Annotated in this window: 12 protein-coding genes; 8 read left to right on the forward strand and 4 right to left on the reverse strand. The window is 56.6% G+C overall.

The features are described 5' to 3' along the window. Window positions 1-38: 38 nt before the first annotated feature. The 4 genes from ACI9KD_RS02065 to ACI9KD_RS02080 are packed head-to-tail and all read left to right on the forward strand — an operon-like array spanning window position 39 to window position 5,107. Window positions 39-959: an AAA family ATPase gene (locus ACI9KD_RS02065; RefSeq protein ID WP_414979495.1), complete on the forward strand. Its 921-nt coding sequence runs from the start codon at window positions 39-41 to the stop codon at window positions 957-959. Continuing rightward, window positions 960-2,420 (forward strand): vWA domain-containing protein, encoded by a 1,461-nt coding sequence (locus tag ACI9KD_RS02070; RefSeq protein ID WP_414979480.1) that lies wholly within the window; start codon window positions 960-962, stop codon window positions 2,418-2,420. Between the two features lie 21 nt (window positions 2,421-2,441). Beyond that, window positions 2,442-4,733, forward strand: coding sequence for a DUF1631 family protein (locus tag ACI9KD_RS02075; protein ID WP_414979481.1), 2,292 nt, complete (start codon window positions 2,442-2,444; stop codon window positions 4,731-4,733). Further along, the gene (locus ACI9KD_RS02080; protein WP_414979482.1) at window positions 4,730-5,107 is read left to right on the forward strand and encodes a PilZ domain-containing protein; all 378 of its coding nucleotides are present in this window, start codon (window positions 4,730-4,732) and stop codon (window positions 5,105-5,107) included. Before ACI9KD_RS02075 ends, ACI9KD_RS02080 begins: the two co-directional genes overlap by 4 nt. 39 nt (window positions 5,108-5,146) lie before the next feature. Here the strand turns inward: ACI9KD_RS02080 and ACI9KD_RS02085 are convergent, their stop codons facing one another. Both ACI9KD_RS02085 and ACI9KD_RS02090 read right to left on the reverse strand, forming a co-directional pair. Continuing rightward, on the reverse strand, window positions 5,147-8,293 hold the full coding sequence (locus tag ACI9KD_RS02085; RefSeq protein ID WP_414979483.1) for an efflux RND transporter permease subunit: 3,147 nt from the start codon (window positions 8,291-8,293) through the stop codon (window positions 5,147-5,149). Continuing rightward, window positions 8,293-9,330: an efflux RND transporter periplasmic adaptor subunit gene (locus ACI9KD_RS02090; RefSeq protein WP_414979484.1), complete on the reverse strand. Its 1,038-nt coding sequence runs from the start codon at window positions 9,328-9,330 to the stop codon at window positions 8,293-8,295. The genes ACI9KD_RS02085 and ACI9KD_RS02090 overlap by 1 nt, the downstream gene beginning before the upstream one ends. Before the next feature lie 246 nt (window positions 9,331-9,576). Here ACI9KD_RS02090 and gshA point away from each other — a divergent pair, with 246 nt between their 5' ends. Next, window positions 9,577-11,172, forward strand: coding sequence for a glutamate--cysteine ligase (gshA, locus tag ACI9KD_RS02095; RefSeq protein WP_414979485.1), 1,596 nt, complete (start codon window positions 9,577-9,579; stop codon window positions 11,170-11,172). Then, window positions 11,173-11,670, forward strand: a complete 498-nt coding sequence (locus ACI9KD_RS02100) for a disulfide bond formation protein B (RefSeq protein ID WP_414979486.1) — start codon at window positions 11,173-11,175, stop codon at window positions 11,668-11,670. 422 nt (window positions 11,671-12,092) lie between these two features. On the opposite strand, the gene ACI9KD_RS02105 is transcribed toward ACI9KD_RS02100, so the two are convergent. Then, window positions 12,093-12,830, reverse strand: a complete 738-nt coding sequence (locus ACI9KD_RS02105; protein ID WP_414979487.1) for an FKBP-type peptidyl-prolyl cis-trans isomerase — start codon at window positions 12,828-12,830, stop codon at window positions 12,093-12,095. Window positions 12,831-13,067: 237 nt separating this feature from the next. On the opposite strand from ACI9KD_RS02105, the gene ACI9KD_RS02110 reads away from it, so the two are divergent. Beyond that, window positions 13,068-14,900: an ABC transporter ATP-binding protein gene (locus ACI9KD_RS02110; RefSeq protein WP_414979488.1), complete on the forward strand. Its 1,833-nt coding sequence runs from the start codon at window positions 13,068-13,070 to the stop codon at window positions 14,898-14,900. Here ACI9KD_RS02110 and ACI9KD_RS02115 read toward each other — a convergent pair. Continuing rightward, window positions 14,897-15,421, reverse strand: a complete 525-nt coding sequence (locus ACI9KD_RS02115) for a TIGR02444 family protein (protein WP_414979489.1) — start codon at window positions 15,419-15,421, stop codon at window positions 14,897-14,899. The genes ACI9KD_RS02110 and ACI9KD_RS02115 overlap by 4 nt on opposite strands. A 20-nt stretch (window positions 15,422-15,441) precedes the next feature. Between ACI9KD_RS02115 and ACI9KD_RS02120 the strand changes: the two genes are divergently transcribed. Then, a partial coding sequence (locus ACI9KD_RS02120) for an ABC-F family ATP-binding cassette domain-containing protein (RefSeq protein WP_414979490.1) occupies window positions 15,442-17,341 on the forward strand: 1,900 nt, incomplete at its 3' end.

The following is a 17,341-nucleotide window of genomic DNA, read 5'->3' on the forward strand; positions in this document are numbered from 1 at the left end:
GCCCCCGGGCCGTGGAAAAGAGAACAGAACTTGCCTCAATGGAGGCGATCGAAACCGGCTTTGCAGAGCTTGGCTATATCTGCAGCCCGAAAATTGCCACGGCGGTATTCCTCGCCGCGCAGCTGCGTAAACCGATTTTGGTAGAAGGCCCTCCGGGGGTCGGCAAGACAGAGCTGGCAAAAACGGCCGCCACACTGCTTGGGCTTCCGTTGGTGCGCCTGCAGTGCTATGAGGGCCTGGATGAAGCCAAGGCTCTGTACGAATGGAAGTACGGCAAGCAATTGCTGTACACCCAGGTTCTAAAAGAAAAACTGGGTGATCTTCTGGATGGTGCTCAGGGCCTTGCGGAGTCCGTAGAGCGCTTACATCAGTTTGGCGACGTGTTTTACTCCGAGGAATTTCTGGAGCCGCGGCCATTGCTGCAGGCCATGGAACAGCCCAACGGCGCCGTTCTCCTCATTGATGAGATCGATAAGTCAGACCACGAGTTTGAGTCTCTGCTCTTGGAAATTTTGTCTGACTATCAAGTATCGATTCCAGAGATTGGCACCATCAAAGCCAAGTCTATTCCGCTGGTCTTTCTCACCAGCAACAACACTCGGGATATTTCCGATGCCCTAAAGCGGCGCTGCCTGCACCTGCACATACCGTTCCCAAGCATTGATCTTGAAGAACGCATTTTGGCCAGCAGAGTGCCCGAAGTACAAGTCAGCCTCCGTCACCAGTTGGTGGCCTTCGTGCATGCCGTGCGCGAACTGGATCTGAAAAAACAGCCCGCTGTATCCGAAACCATCGACTGGGCGCGGAGTCTTTTACTTCTCCACGCCACTGAACTGGAACCAGAATTACTGAAGAGCACGCTCAACGTGCTCCTGAAGTTCGAGCAGGACATTGAGACCACAGAAGCCGAATTGGCGTCACTTCTACGCTCTATACAGCAGGCTCCGGACACACTCTAAATGCAGTCCAGCTTGCTACGCTTCATCGAAATCCTGCGAAGCCATGCGTTGCCCGTATCGCCGGCGGAAACACTGGATGCCGCTGCTGCAATGGAGGTAGTGGGCTACTCTGATCGGGAGATGCTGCGCAACACACTCGCCATGACCCTGGCCAAGAGTGATCGTGAAGAGCACACGTTTTTTTACTGCTTTGATCAGTTCTTTGATCAGCAGGCGGCTGATTTCAGCGGCGCTGCCAATGAGGACGGGGACAGTGAATCAGAGCCGGCCAGCGACAGCGCTGATGCTGCGTCTCCCGAAAGCTCCGAGTCCGCTGGCAGTGGTGTCGGACAAGCAGGCGCTGGAACTGCCGTGGATGACGCCGCCGAGCTCGCCGCTGCGGCTAATAGTTCACCAGCACTGCAAGAACTCCTGGAAGGGGATTTGCTCCCGGCGCTACTAGAAAACCAGCGAGGCAGCCTGAGCACCGCCATGCGCCGGGCGGGTCAGGACGCGGGGCTGAGCAAAATTCGTTTGTTTACACAAAAAGGCCAATACACCCGCCGTATTCTGGACTCCCTGGGTGAGGACCTGATCCGCGATGCAGTGATCGAGTTGGAACGCGCCGAGTCACCGGCGATCGACACCCTCCGCCGTTATCGAGATGTACTTCGAGAGCAGGTTCGAGACTTTGTAGAACAGCAGTACCTGATGAACGCCGAGGGCCACAACAGCGCCTTCATGGAAGAAATTCTTAGTAAGACTCGCCTCTCCAATATTGATCGACGTCATCGAGAGCGGGTGCAGGAGCAGGTGCAGCGCATGGCTCGCCGACTGGCGAGCCGTCACAGCGCACGACGACGCCCGGTTAAACGCGGCCAGCTCAATATGGGTAAGACTCTACGCGGCGGTATGGCTCACGACGGCATACTGTTTAAGACCCACTGGCGTTCACGAAAACGCGACAAGGCTCAACTCCTTGCCCTGTGTGATGTCAGTGGATCAGTAGCGGCCTATGCCAGCTTTTTACTGATGTTCCTTTACAGTCTTCAGGACGTCCTACCTAGAACCCGAAGCTTTGCGTTCTCCAGCCATCTTGGAGAAATCAGCGACTTGTTCAAGGAAGAACCTGTGGAGCGCGCTATCGAGCTGGCAAATTGGCGTTACGGTGGTGCGACAGATTACGGCGGCAGCTTTCGAGACTTTGCCCAACTGGCACTGGATGACATCAACAGCAGTACATCGGTTATCATTCTAGGCGATGCGCGCAACAACCGAGGAAACCCTGAGCTGGAGATCATGCAGAGCATTTACCAGCGGAGCAAGCAAGTGATTTGGCTGAACCCCGAGTCCCGGCGCGCCTGGGGCACCGGCGATTCTGAGATGCTGCGCTATCAAACCGCCTGCCATTACTGCGCACCCTGCAGCAACCTGCAACAGCTTGAGCGCGTCGTCGACCAGCTGCTCAAGAGTTTGCGCTAGCAGCCGGTACAGCGGCGCGACATGACCCTCTCCCCCGAACATATTCCGCTTCCCTGCTCTCTTAAAGAGAAGGTGACAGAGGAATTCGCTCCCCACAACGCGGCCTTGAGTGTTGATCCGCTCTCCCGGGAGACGCTCATTGCCTTTCTTGCCAAAAGCAAGGATACGGACAATTCCCCGCTGTCGACGATTAAACGTCGTGCCGCTAAAGAGAATCGCAAACCGGATCTTCGGCCCGAGGATCAAGCTACGCTGACATGGATCTGCGAAGCCTTTGATGAGTGGGAAGAGCAATACCCGCTGGAGCAACCGCTAAAAGACCATATTCACCGATTACTCCCTTTGGCCATAGCCATGGCGCTCAAAGATGAGTCTTTTTACACTCCGGGCTCACATGCGCTTCATCGCTTGATTGATGCCCTGCAAAACGGCGCTGTGGGATGGCAAATGCGCCTAGATCGCGCGGGCCAAATGCTCGAACAGCGGATTCAACGCGCTGTAGAAAAAGCCCTTGAATGGTTCAACAACGACAGACTCGATATTGCGGCTATCACGCAGGAGTTGCTTGCTGCCAACGAACGCGATGCCGCCAGAGCACAGCGTATGGTGCAGCGTCTGACAGAAACCGAAGAGGCACGCCTCAAGACACTGTCGGCCCGACGCGACGCTGGCCGAGATATCAACACGGGATTAGAGCTGTACGATCTGCCCGCGGCGATTGGTGAGTTTCTCAAGGGGCCCTGGTACGACAGTGCGCAGCTAGTACTGGTCAAACACGGCGTGAACTCTCGGGAATGGGAACAGATGCGCCGCGCAACCCTGCATCTCATGGAATCGGTACAGGCCCCGGAGGATGGCAGTGATGCTGGACGAGATCGTCAGGAGCAGATCCTGAGGCATCTCCCGGGGGAGCTTCGCCGCTGGCTTTTGAGCCTTGAACACGACAGCGACGCCACCGACAGCGCCATCGGTCTGGTGGAGTATGCACACCTGCGTATTCAGCATGGACAGAAGCTTCAATTGATCAGGATCCCAGCGATTCCCCTGGACCAAGAAACACCCGATCAAAGCGCCACCAATGACGGTAGCTTGCGTAACGGAGACTGGTATCAGTTTGAAGATGATAATGGCGAGCTCCGCGCACAGTTGGTGCTGCAGTTAGAAAACGGTCAACACCTGCTTTTTACCAATTTTGTGGGGCTCAAAGCTCTGGATCTTTCCCGGCGTGCTTTTAGTCAGCGTGTCAGCGACGGATTTTCAGTGCTCCTGCCTAACCGCGAAACCTTCAGTCTCTGTCTCTCCGGCGCTGCAGGAATCGACAGCGATGATCGCTTACGCCAATTTGTTGACCCCAGTTATCGGCTTCAGGAAGACGTGAATCACACTCGGAGTGATCAGGGTAGCGACGGCGACAAACGCAACGACGCAGATCGGCGAACTCACAGCGAAGACCGCGGTGCGCGCGACGAAGACCGACGTGGTGAGGGCGAGGATACTCCCAATCAGCGTCAAGATGACCCCTACGGCACCGAACCGACGGAAGAGGAGATCTCACTCGACGCCGAAGAGCTTTTAGAACAGCCTGAAGCAACGTTTGATAGGTCTAGCGTTGTTGACAGCTCCGAAGCGGAAGTATGGCCTGAAGAACTCCCGGACCTTAGCGACACGGATGAATTCGATCCAGTACTGACGCCGCCTCCAGGGGCAGAGATAGCGCCGACACTGGGTCTGGATGAACCCGAGCCTCCCCCAGCCAGCGCAGCAGGCGCGGCTCCTCAAGAGGCAGCCGCAGTGCCCGGCCCTAGCCCCGCCGAGGCTTCGCCGCCGCCGGTGCCACAAACAGATGCACCGCCACCTCCACCCCCCTATGAGCCGGTGCCATATCAGCCTGTGGCCGCAGCACCCCAGCCCCCGGCTCCGGCCGCGGTTCCGACTCCACCACCGGTCCAAACCGCGCCAACTGCGGCTGCTCCGCCTTCGCCGCCACCCCCTGCCACAGCAGTAACGCCTGCTCCAGTGGCGCCGGCGCTTACGCCGGTACCCACAGCGGCGGCGAGTGTGGGACGGGAAGTGGATGTACCCATGGGCGCCTGGCTTGGCTTTCACGATGGCGAAACCCCCATCATGGCAAAGCTTGCGGTTTTTGACCCGAGGCGTGACAACTACATTTTCGTGAATCGCAAAGGCATTGCCATGCGAGAACTCAGTCGCTCGGAGCTACGGGCGCTCATGGATCAAGGACTCGTGGATATTCTTGAAACCCGCTCCTACTTCCGGGATGAAGTTGAGCGAGCGCGGGAGGAGGGACAATGACTGGCAAAGACCATCGACGTTTTTTCCGACTTCCGGTCGCGTCTCGGGTATTCATAGAGATTGAGTCAGCACCCCCGGGGAGCATAGGGCCGGGGAAAGTCGCTCGCTGCGACACCTTGGATGTGTCCCAAAGTGGTCTGCGCGTTCGCCTTGACGAATCGGTGACCGTGGGCGCTATCCTGCAGATCGGCGTTGAACTACCCGGTGAGAATGAACCTTTCTATCTGGTAGGTCAGGTGCTTTGGCGCATGCGAGACAAAGAGCACCCGGGCAGCTGGATTGCTGGATTCGAGGTGCTCAACGCGCTGGGCTCAGATATTGAGCACTGGGAAGCGGCGCTTATGGAGATGGACGAGCGCACGCCCGCCCCCTAGCTCTTCCGCAACCAACGACTCGCAGTGAAGCGTGAGTATTTAGTTTGCTTCTGGAGTCGCAATCGCCGTATCACCGGCGATCTTCTTTGCATCAAAGGCCTCCATCTCCTCGTCCAACTGCCGACTGACAAGCTCCGGTGATCCTGTTCCTCGCGCCATCAAGCTATAGGCCATGGGCACCAAAAACAGCGACACCAGTGTGGCAAGTGCAACGCCACCCATGACTACAACGCCGATAACACTGCGAACCTCATGTCCAGGCCCTGTTGAGAGCACCAACGGCAGGGCTCCCATCACAGTGGTGAAGGCCGTCATGATGATGGGCCGGAGTCGCTTGCTGGATCCTTCGATAACCGAACGTTCAAACTCAAAGCCTGCATCGCGCATCTGGTTGATGAACTCAACGATGAGAATGCCGTTCTTCGCGGCTAGTCCCACCAACATAATGAGTCCCACCTGGCTGTAGATATTGAGTGTGGCGCCTACAAGCAGAAGTCCCCACAGGCCACCCAGTAATGCCACGGGAACCGTGAACAAAATGATCGCCGGGTGCACAAAGGATTCAAATTGTGCGGCCATCACCAGGTAAACGATGAGCAGAGCCAGGAGGAAAGTAGTGTAAATACTGCCGCTGGCCCGGTAGTACTCCAGAGACTCTCCTTTGAAATCAAAGCTCGCCGTTTCGGGCAATTCGGTGCGCACAACTTCTTGCAGATATTCCAGCGCTTCGCCCAGCTTGTAATCATCCGCCAGAGAAGCGGACAGAGTAAAGGAGCGAACCCTGTTGTATCGGTTCAAGCTACCGGCGCCAGCCTCCTCCCGGAGAGTCACCATGTTCGACAGCGGTATCAATTGACCGGTAGTAGTGGAGCGCACGTAAATATTGTCCAGATCAGACAGCGTGCGGGACTCCTCACGATCACCCTCCAGGATCACGTCATACTCGCGACCACCCATAATGAAGGTCGTCACGCGTCGCGAACCCAAGAGAGTTTCCAGCGTCCGTCCGATATCCGCCAGGCTGATCCCCAGATCGCCCGCACGGTTGCGGTCCACGGACACGCGCAATTGTGGTTTAGTGGGCTTGAGGTCTGTATCTACTCGAAGCAGGCCTGGGTTCTCTGCCACGGCCTTGAGCATGATGTCCTGCCACTCGGCAAGATTCTCATAACTGTCGCCACCGACCACAAACTGCACCGGATCCGCATTACCACCGCCAAATGAACGGGGAGCTCGAACAAATACTCGCGCGCCGGCAATATCTTTCACCCGGGCCTGGGCGTCCGCCGCGATTTCCTGCGATGTACGTTCCCGCTCTTCCCAGGGCGCAAGCGCCATAATCGTAAACGCCTGATTAAAGGATTCACCACCACCCCAACCGGGTGCACGGATCAGCAAGCGTCGTACTTCACCGCTCTCCACCAGCGGCATCAGTAGCTTCTCCACCTGCAACACCTGATCCACTGTGTACTCGAAAGAGGACCCCTCCGGGGTCACCGCGATCATGTACAAAACGCCGCGGTCCTCCGCGGGAGAGAACTCCTGAGGCACTGTGGTGCTCAACTGCCAAGCCGCAAAAACGCAGGCCAGGAGAACCGGGATAAACATCCAAGAGCGCTCTACAAGAGGAGTAAGGAGTTTGCGGTAGCGCAGCTCCATTGCCTCGCTCAGTGCCTCAACCTTGTCCGCCAGGCGATTCGACACCTTGTCCTTGTTGAGCAACTTGGAGCAGATCACAGGACCCAAAGTCAGGGCCACAAAGCTTGAGAAGATCACGGCGATCGCCATGGCAACGGCAAATTCCGCAAATAGGCGTCCAATATTGCCTTCAAGAAAGGTAATGGGAATAAACACCGCGACCAAGACAAGGGTCGTCGCAATCACCGCAAAGGCCACCTGCCGAGAGCCCCGATAGGACGCGACAAGCGCCGACTCCCCTCGAACAAGCCGGCGGTGAATGTTCTCCAGTACCACAATACTGTCATCCACCACCAACCCGATGGCCAGCACCAGTGCCAGTAAGGTCAGGAGATTGATGCTGTAGCCCAAGGCCCAAAGTATGCTGAAACTGCCGATGAGCGAAATCGGAACGGTGAGCGCTGGAACCAAGACACTCCTGGGGTCACCCAGGAACAAGAAAATCACGAATACAACCAACAGGCCGGCAATAAACAGCGTCGAGAACACCTCATCAATAGCGGCGTCGACAAATACCGAGCGATCAAAACCCACGACCAGCTCCATGCCATCGGGAAGCTGCTCGTTAACCCGAACGATTTCTGCCTGCACGGCTCGACCCACGCTCAAAGCATTGGCCTTGCTCTGCTTGACAATGCCGACCCCAACCATGGATTCGGTATTGCCGCGAAACATACTCCTGGACTCTGCGCTGGACAGCTCGACTCTGGCAACGTCGGCCAGACGCACCAAATAACCATCCTCACCCCTAGCGAGGACCAGCTCTCGAAAGTCCTCAGCAACCTGGTAGCTGCGGTCAATACGCACGACAAAATCTCGCTGCGATGACTTAATGGTACCGGCAGGAAGCTCCACGTTTTGGCTGCGAAGCGCCGTTTCAACATCCATGACCGTAAGACCCCGAGCCACTAGCGCGTTGCGATCAAGCCAGACACGCATAGCGTAGATTTGGCCACCGCCGATGCGCACGCGTGCCACGCCATCGAGCACCGCAAACCGGTCTTCGAGGTAACGCCGGGCGTAGTCCGTTAACTCTAGGGCCGACATATTCTCGCCGACCAGATGCGACCAAAAAATGACCTGCTCGTCACTGTTACTCTTTCGCGTTTCCGGAGGCAGGGCTTCTTCAGGCAAATCATCCAGAACGCCCGACACACGATCTCGCACATCATTGGCAGCGGAGTCGATATCTCGATCCAAATTGAACTCAATGGTCACGCTGGACTCACCGTCATAACTCGCAGAACTGAGCGTCTTGATGCCCTCGATGCCCGACAGCCGGCTCTCGATGAGTTCGGTGATCTTGTTCTCTACGACAGCAGCCGATGCTCCAGGATAGGAGGTTTGTACCGTCACGATAGGTGAATCGATGTCGGGGTACTCGCGCAGCGGTAAGCGGTCAAAGGCCAGCAAACCAAAAGCAACAATTAGGGCGCTACCCACCAGCGCCATCACGGGTCGTCGAACAGCAATATCAGAAATTAACATTAGCCTTGCACCACACGAACAGACATCGCATTGCCCGAAAGGCGGATCACGCCATCCCGAACAATCTGCTCACCCTCGCTCACGCCATCCAAAATGACGACCCAGCCAGGTATGCGGGCCCCAATTTCCACTTCGCTGCGTAGCGCCTGCTCGCCATCGACCTTCCAGACAAAGTGGCGTGCAGCACGGCTTTGCAGGCTTTCTTCCGGCACCATCAATACGGTATTCGACTCTCCGGTAATTTCAATTTCCATGAGCAGGCCCGCGCGCAACAAGCCGTCGTCATTGGGCACCTCTGCACGCGCCGTAATCGCTCGTGCTACAGGGTCAACGCGACTACCCACCGCAGACAACTGGCCAACAAAGTCTTCTTTAAACGCGGCACTTCTAGCTACGACCGTCATTCCAGACTGCAAAACACCGAGGTAACGGGCCGGGACCGTAAACTGCAAACGCATTCGGCTTATATCATCCAACGTGGTCAATCTTTGTCCAACAGACGCCAAAGCGCCTTCACTCACTTCGCGAAGCCCCAGAACTCCAGAAAAAGGCGCAACGATCGTCAAATCAGCTACCTGGGCTCCCAGCTCACTGAGCTGATGCCGCAACACCTCAACCTCGGTTGTTGCGGAGTCCAGATCGGTTTGAGCGACCTGGTTTTTGCGCGCCAGATCCGTGAGTCGCTTCACTTCACGACGTGCATCGGCAAGGCGGGCACTGAGCTCCCGCAAAGATGCCTGCTCAGCTTCCTGGCGCAGCGTCGCAAGTATCTGTCCTTTCTCTACAGTTTGGCCGTCTTCGAAGTTCACGCTGGTGATGCGCTGAGAGACCGGAGCCGTAATATCAATGGACTCCCAGGCCTGAAGGGTCCCCAACGCCGGAATGCGGTCACGAAAGCTACGTGACTCGACTTTGACCACGGTAACAGGGGCAGCGGGTCTGTCACGCCCCACACCATCATCAGATGGCCCGTCAAATTGTTGCCAGGCAAAAAAACCGGCAATCGCCAAACTAATAACAATGACCAAGGATTTCATGGGTACCACGTAGCTCGTGCTCAGATTCAGGAATAACGCCCGTTATTCTACCATTGACGGTTTGGGCTTAGCGGTGATGCTTACGCGAGGAAATGCTTAACGGATTGCCTGAGCCTGCGTTAACGGATAGACGGTGGGAACGTGTATCATCGCAACCCTCAGGGGTGCTGTAGCTTTGCGCCTAACATCGTCAAAAGGGCTGGTCCCACAGCGTCGTCGCAACTATTTAGCGACGAGGAGATAGTTTTGAATTCGCATTGGCATCAACAACTGGCGGAACTTGTAGAAAGCGAGCCAGAGTTGCTTCGGGGCATCTGTCGCGGCATTGAGAAAGAGAGTCTCCGGGTAGCAGGAGACGGTGTGTTGGCTCAAACCCCACATCCTTCTGTGCTCGGCTCTCCGCTGACCCATGGCAGCATCACCACTGACTACTCCGAGTCGCTCATGGAGTTCATCACTCCGGTATCAAGCAGTATTGAGGGCACTCTCAAGACCCTCGAAGACGTACATAGTTTTGTTTACAAACATATCGGCAACGAGCGCCTGTGGAGTGCCAGCATGCCCTGCATTGTCGCCGGCGACGCGGGTATCCCGGTAGCGAAGTACGGAAGCTCCAACGTCGGCCGGATGAAAACGGTGTATCGCTACGGTCTGGGAAATCGCTACGGCAGACTGATGCAAGCCATCGCGGGTGTGCACTACAACTTCTCTATGCCAGAGTCCTATTGGCCCGAAGCCCAAAAAGCCGATGGAGATGAGGGACCCCTGCAGGACTACATCACCGGTCGGTATCTGGGGTTGATCCGAAATTTCCATCGCTGGTCATGGCTACTGATTTATCTCTTTGGCGCGTCCCCCGCGGTCTGTGCGAGCTTTATGCGCGGCCGGGGAGAACATCATCTGGAGCCCTTCGACGCTGAAGGCAACTCTTTGCACCTGCCCTATGCAACAGCTCTTCGCATGGGAGATCTGGGCTACAACAGCTCCGCGCAAAAGTCGCTTAAAGCCTGCTACAACTCACTGGACAATTATATTGAAACGCTGACCCAGGCAATTCTCACCCCGCACTCCGATTACGCAGCATTCAAGGGCATGCAAGACGGTGAGTACATGCAGCTGAACGACAGTCTGCTGCAAATTGAAAATGAGTTTTACAGCACCATTCGGCCCAAGCGGCCGGGGAGCAGCAGCGAAACGCCCCTAAAGGCTTTACATGATCGGGGCATCGAGTACGTGGAAATCCGCTGCATCGACGTCTCGCCATTCCTTCCACTGGGGATCGACAGCGCGCAGATTCGGCTGCTGGATAGCTTTCTTGTTTACTGCCTCACGCAACCGAGCGAAGCCTGCGACGAAGCTCAACAAGACCAGCAGGCGTCGAACATGAACGCCGTAGTGAACCGCGGCCGGGAGCCCGGCTTAATGCTGGACACCGCGTCCGGGCCCCGGGCTCTCAGCGATTGGGCCACCGAGTTGCTTAGTGCGATATCAGGCAGCGCCGAGCTGCTGGACAGTGTGCATAACAGCAGCAGCCATGCCGATGCCCTCGCCGAGCAACAGGCTAAAGTGCGCGGAGACCTCGAATTGCCATCGGCCAGAGTTCTTCGGGAAATGCGTGAGCAGGGTATTCCCTATTACCGATTTGCCATGGGATACAGCAACCGCTGGGCAGAACACTTTAGGGACTGGCAGCTTGATGCACAGGCTCAGCAGTCACTCGTCGACGACAGTGCAGCATCACTGGTGCGCCAGGCCGACGTTGAGGCCGCTGACAGCTGCAGCTTTGAAGAGTATCTGACAGCTTACTTCGACCAGTACAAAGTCCTGAATCACGGAGACTAAGTGAACGCACTGATGCAAATCCGACCCGTTTTCTTTGGTCTGTTTTTACTGACAGTTATCGCGATGACCTTCGCTCTGGTGTTTCTCCAGGAGACGCTAGGCCTTGCGCCCTGCCCTCTATGTATAACCCAACGAGTGTTCGTAATTCTGGTTGGACTGTTTGCCCTGCTCGCCTTCCTGCACAACCCCCAAGGCTGGGGCCGGCGACTCTACTCCCTGCTCTGCTTGCTGTCCGCCGTAGCGGGCGGCGCCGTGGCAATGCGCCACATCTGGCTCCAGAGCCTACCCGAAGAGCTCGCGCCCGCTTGCGGTCCAAGCCTAGGATACATGCTCGAAACTCTACCACTCGCGGAGACCTTCTCGGTAGTCATGATGGGCGATGGGAACTGTGCCGAGGTAGTGTGGACCTTTATGGGCCTGAGTATTCCCGAACAAACGCTGATTGTGTTTGTCGCCATGGCGGGTGTTTCGCTTTTTCAATTGCTGAGAAAGCGCTAAAGGCAAACATCTATGAACGCGGCGAAGTAGCAACAGTAGCTCGTCCCTCTCCATCCTCTGAGTAAGCCAGGCAAGTGAGCATCAGTCGCTACGTGCGCTAGGCGGGGGACGCTTACTTCGCAGACGAGGCCCACTTGCCTTTATTCTGCGCGTCGTTACACCCCTCCAATGCTTCGTCATCGCTTTTGAGACATCGCCCCTTCAATGCCAAGGAGGGCTGCTCCCACTACTGACGGAGCGAGCGTCCCCCAAGTTAGCGAGCGCAGTCAGTATTGGTAGCACCCGTAGCCGGGGCTGCAGCGACAGTAGTCCGCCCCTTCACAAAGACAGGACCAAAAAAAAGAGCCTCAACAAAGTTGAGGCTCTTTCTTAGCAAGAGCATCTGCTAACTGCCCGGTCGCCCGGGCTTGATGTCTGCGTGCTTAGCCTTCGGCGCCAGCCTGCGTTGGAATATCCAGCAGCTCGACTTCAAATACCAGAGCAGCATTCGGACCGATGCGCTCACCCGCACCACCTGCGCCGTATGCCAGTTCAGATGGGATGAAGAGCTTGTACTTGGCACCGACCTGCATGAGCTGCAGCGCTTCGGTCCAGCCACTGATCACTTGGCCTACACCAAAGGTAACGGGCTCGCCGCGGGCGTAAGATGAATCAAACTCAGTACCGTCCATAAGCGTCCCGCGATAGTGCACCTCCACGCTGTCATCGGCGCCAGGTGTCGCACCGGTGCCGGCTTCAATCACTTGGTACTGCAGCCCAGACTCGGTAGTTACCACGCCTTCACGAGTGCTGTTCTCCAAAAGGAACGCGGTCCCTGCCGCTGCATTGGCTTCTGCCAGCGCAGACGTCACAGATTCGCGCTCAGCATTTATGCGCTCTTGGAAGGCCATCATCTCTGCCTGAATTTCTTCGTCCGAAAGGCGCTGCGGCGAATTAGTCATCGCATCACGCAATCCCGCGGCAAAGGCATCTACATCGACAGTCATACCGTCGTTGGCCATATTTCGTCCAAGGCCCAGAGCGACGCCGTAGCTCAATCGCTGATTGGGGGTTTCGAGCTGTAGTTCAGCCACGGCACTTTCTCCTGAATCTTGTTGCTGACATGCACTCAGCACAATCACGGCAAACAGCGCTGCCGCGGGCTTCATTAATGTTTTCATGAAAATTTCCTGTGAATTGTATGGTTCGATGGAATCTGGACCTCGATATTTTGGCCACGCCGCAGGTGAGGCGTATCACAAATCTAAGGACCACATATTTCGAGGGCGTAATTGTAAACGCTGTATGAATGGTCTGCCACCCTCAGACGGTGGTGCACTCGGAGACAAGCTACACTGCGCACACTCCTCGTCCGAGCAGGCATAGCGCGTAATTCGCGACGACAGCTGGAACAGAACATGGCTTTTCGATTTTTTGAACAACTCGTACATCCCTTTCCCCCGGCTCAGCCTGACCGGGCACCATCTTCCGTGTACCGCTTTTGCCGGCACCATTCTCGGGGCTTGGAGCCCTGGCTATTATCGATGTCGGTGCTGAGTATGGGCATCGCCATGATCGAGGTCGCACTGTTCGAGGTACTCGGTCGGGGCGTCGACCTTTTATCTACGACCACTCCAGCGACCATCGCAGCAGCTGGAGGCAGCTCCCTCATGTGGCTGTCGCTGGGATTGCTCTCAGTGTTTCCTATTGTGGTTGCCCTACAGTCACTCCTCCTGCACCAGACACTCATGGGCAACTTTCCCATGATCGTGCGATGGATGGCCCACCGCTATCTGCTGCGCCAAAGTCTGGGCTTTTTTCAGGACGAGTTTTCCGGGCGTGTCGCAACTCGCGTCATGCAAACGGCATTGGCGGTTCGATCTGTCGTTCTGATCACCCTCGATATCCTGGTCTACGTGGTGGTGTACTTCCTGTCGGTGCTATTTCTGCTTGGCAGCATCGACCCAAGACTCGCGCTGCCATTGTTTGTATGGCTGCTCATTTACATCTTTATCTTGCGAACCGTGCTGCCTCGGATGCAGCGGATTTCAGAGGTTCAGGCCGACGCGCGATCCACGATGACTGGTCGCATCGCCGACAGTTACACCAATATCAGTACCGTCAAACTGTTTTCCCACGCCCAACGGGAATCCAACTACGCCCGAGAGGGCATGGAGGAGTTTCTTGGCACGGTGCATCCCCAGATGCGTCTGGTGACATGGATGGAAACATCCATCACCGCGAACAATACGTTCATGCTGGTCTCTGTGAGCGCAATGGCCTTGTATCTGTGGTTCGAGGCCGCCATTTCACCCGGCTCCATAGCGGCGGCACTGGCGCTGTGCCTGCGCATCAACGGTATCAGCGAATGGATAATGTGGGAGGTATCGGCTCTTTTCGAGAACATCGGCACTGTTCGCGATGGGATAAATACCCTGGCAAGAGACATCGAGGTCGAGGATCACAGCGAGGCTAAAGCGTTAGAGGTCCGCTCAGGCCACGTGCATTTCCAGGATATCGAGTTTGCCTACACCCCCCAGAGACCTGTTTTTAAACAGTTGAGTCTGGACATCGCTCCCGGCGAAAAAATTGGCCTTATCGGGCGCTCCGGAGCCGGCAAATCCACCCTAGTGAATTTGCTCCTGCGATTCTCCGACCTTCAAGGAGGGCGTATCACCATAGATGGACAAGACGTTCGCCATGTCAGTCAGGAGAGCCTCCGCGCTAATATTGGCATGGTGACCCAGGACACGTCACTGCTACACCGTACGGTGCGCGAGAACATACTCTATGGACGAGAATCTGCCAGCGAAGAAGAGCTACTCACCGCGATTCGGCGAGCCCGCGCAGATGAGTTTATCGACAACTTGGAGGACCATAGAGGCGCTACCGGCCTGGACGCTCAGGTGGGGGAACGAGGAGTTAAGCTCAGTGGCGGGCAACGTCAGCGCATTGCCATTGCCAGAGTGATGCTCAAGGATGCGCCAATACTAGTCCTGGATGAGGCCACCTCTGCTTTGGACTCGGAAGTTGAAGTAGCCATTCAGGAAAATCTCTATGAACTGATGGAAGGTAAAACGGTCCTCGCCATTGCCCACAGGTTGTCCACTATCGCAGCACTTGATCGACTCGTAGTCCTGGACGGCGGCAAAATCGCCGAAACCGGCAGTCACGCCGAACTGATTGCTAAAGATGGTATTTACAAGCGTCTGTGGGACTATCAGTCAGGTGGGTTTTTGGCAGCGGACTAGGCCGCGCTCAGAGCAACTAAAAACGGGCCAAAGACGTCTTCATCGAGCCCATAATGCACTGCAAGAATCTGGAAATGTCCGCGAAGAAGTGAAGTATCCTCGACAGTTGCTGCCGCCTTCGCCTCGTGTCCCGCAGATCCCTCTTCAACGAGCGACGCAAGAAAATTCAGCTGTGTCCTCTCGGCCTGTAGTTCCAGCGTTTTGCTGCCGGCGTACTCTGCGGCGAAAGCTTCTTGCCCGCGCCAAGCCATGCGCTGCTGACGCAAAGGCAGGATGACCTGCTCTCGCCACGGCCGACAACGTTCCTGAGCAAAAAGAATATCGTCGCCCTTGAGATGCCGTGCCTCGCTGGCACACCAACTGACGTACAACATCAAATTCACGTCCACAGACCAGTCATTCTGGGCACCAAGACACGCCGCTGCGACTCCAGGGGCTGCATACACAGTCGTGGCAAAACGCCACAAGCGCTGTGCAGCGTTCATCTGTTCCTGCTCGTATGTCTGTTCCCTTGCGTCCACGCCCAGTACACTCCCGGCCCGTGATCATCTTACGCGACCTAAGCCTGCGCCGTGCAGACCGTCTTCTCTTCGAGGAGGCCAACGCGAGCCTGCTCCCCGGCCAAAAAATTGCTCTGACCGGTTCCAATGGCTGCGGCAAGTCCAGCCTGTTTGCCATGCTGCTTGGCGAGCTGCAGGCAGATCGAGGAAACATTGAGGGGCTCCAAGGGCAGCGCATCGCCCATATGGCACAGGACGTGGCCGCCAGTGATTTAAGCGCCAGCAACTTTGTTCTTGAAGGTGACGCCCCCGTCGCCACCCTCCTCGGGGCATTGAAGACTGCGGAAGCCGATGACGACTTCGCAACGGCAGCGACGGTCCACACGCAACTCGAAGCCTGTGATGGCTACGCTGCCGAACGTCGTGCACGGCAGCTAATGCTGGGACTGGGTTTTGAAGACCGGGATGCCGAACGTAGTGTTGCCGAATTTTCTGGCGGTTGGCGAGTGCGCCTGGCCTTAGCCAGAGCATTGATGATGCCCTCGGATTTATTGCTACTGGATGAGCCTACCAACCACCTCGATCTGGACACCACCTTATGGCTGCAGGATTTTCTCAAGGCCTATCGGGGAACCCTGGTACTGATCTCACACGACCGAGATTTTATCGACGCCACCTGCTCCGCGGTCATGCATATCGAACAACAGAGACTCAATACCTACAAAGGCGGCTACAGTGACTTCGAGCGTCAACGTGCCCTGCGCCTGTCGGAACAACGCGCCAGCGCCGAAAAACATGCTCGCCGCCGCGCGGAGATTGAAGATTTTGTGCGTCGCTTTCGGGCAAAGGCCACCAAGGCCCGGCAAGCCCAGAGTCGGCTCAAGGAGCTGGCCCGTATGGGCGAGATGGCCCTTGCGCATGAAGACAGTCCTTTTGAGTTCCGCTTTCCCGAGCCTCCCCGGGGTAGAGACCCACTGATCGAGCTTCGCGGGGCGAAGATAGGCTACGGCGAGAAGCCTTTGATCACTGGCGTCGATTTCAGCTTATGCAACGGTGACCGGATAGCCCTTCTGGGCCGAAACGGCACGGGAAAGACCACTTTCCTGCGCAGTGTTTGCGGCGATCTTCCCTTACTGGAAGGTGAGCGACACAACAGCGAAGGCTGTCGTATCGCCTATTTCGATCAGCAGCAAGTGGACACACTGGATTTGGAGAGCACCGCCTTACAACATCTGCAGCGCCTGACACCGGATGCACGGGAACAAACGCTGAGAGATTTTCTTGGCGGTTTTGACTTTCGGGGTAAACGCGCGGACGCCGTATTGCTGCCCTTTTCCGGCGGCGAAAAAGCCCGACTCGCCCTTGCGTTACTAGCGTGGCAGCGCCCAAATGTATTGGTTCTGGATGAGCCCACTAATCACCTGGATCTGGAAATGCGCAGGGCACTAGAGATTGCCCTGTTGGAGTTTGCCGGCGCCGTCATCGTCGTGAGCCACGATCGTCATCTATTGCGCAGCACCGCAGACAGCCTCTATCGCATCGCCGAGGGCCGTTTAAGCCTGTTTGATGGAGACCTGGACGCTTATGAAGCGCTGATCCTTCGCGGTGCCGATGTCACAAGTGACAGCGGCCCGGCCAAGGCCGAAGGCGCAGACAAAGACCGCAGCAATGTCGACCGTCGCGAGCAGCGGCGAGCGACCGCGGAGATACGTGCGCAGCGGCGACCGCTGGAACAGGCTATTAAAAAGCTAGAAACGCGCATGGAATCGCTTCAGAAGAAACTGTCTGCTATCGAAGAAGCGTTGGCGGAGCCATCAATCTATGAGCAAGATGCCAAAGCCAAGCTCACCGAACTCCTGCGGGATCAGGGTGCTCATCGCACCGCGCTGGAAGAGCTCGAGAGCGAATGGCTCATGCAGCAGGAATCCCTTGAGGCGATGA

The organism is Congregibacter sp. (assembly GCF_047617445.1).
In the GTDB taxonomy this organism is placed as follows: domain Bacteria; phylum Pseudomonadota; class Gammaproteobacteria; order Pseudomonadales; family Halieaceae; genus Congregibacter.

Excerpts from the sequence above, each read along its gene's own strand:
- ACI9KD_RS02105 (WP_414979487.1), bottom strand. The coding sequence starts at position 12,830 with ATGAAAACATTAATGAAGCCCGCGGCAGCGCTGTTTGCCGTGATTGTG.
- ACI9KD_RS02065 (WP_414979495.1), top strand. The coding sequence starts at position 39 with ATGGAGGCGATCGAAACCGGCTTTGCAGAGCTTGGCTATATCTGCAGC.
- ACI9KD_RS02080 (WP_414979482.1), top strand. The coding sequence starts at position 4,730 with ATGACTGGCAAAGACCATCGACGTTTTTTCCGACTTCCGGTCGCGTCT.
- ACI9KD_RS02110 (WP_414979488.1), top strand. The coding sequence starts at position 13,068 with ATGGCTTTTCGATTTTTTGAACAACTCGTACATCCCTTTCCCCCGGCT.
- ACI9KD_RS02070 (WP_414979480.1), top strand. The coding sequence starts at position 960 with ATGCAGTCCAGCTTGCTACGCTTCATCGAAATCCTGCGAAGCCATGCG.
- ACI9KD_RS02075 (WP_414979481.1), top strand. The coding sequence starts at position 2,442 with ATGACCCTCTCCCCCGAACATATTCCGCTTCCCTGCTCTCTTAAAGAG.
- ACI9KD_RS02085 (WP_414979483.1), bottom strand. The coding sequence starts at position 8,293 with ATGTTAATTTCTGATATTGCTGTTCGACGACCCGTGATGGCGCTGGTG.
- ACI9KD_RS02090 (WP_414979484.1), bottom strand. The coding sequence starts at position 9,330 with ATGAAATCCTTGGTCATTGTTATTAGTTTGGCGATTGCCGGTTTTTTT.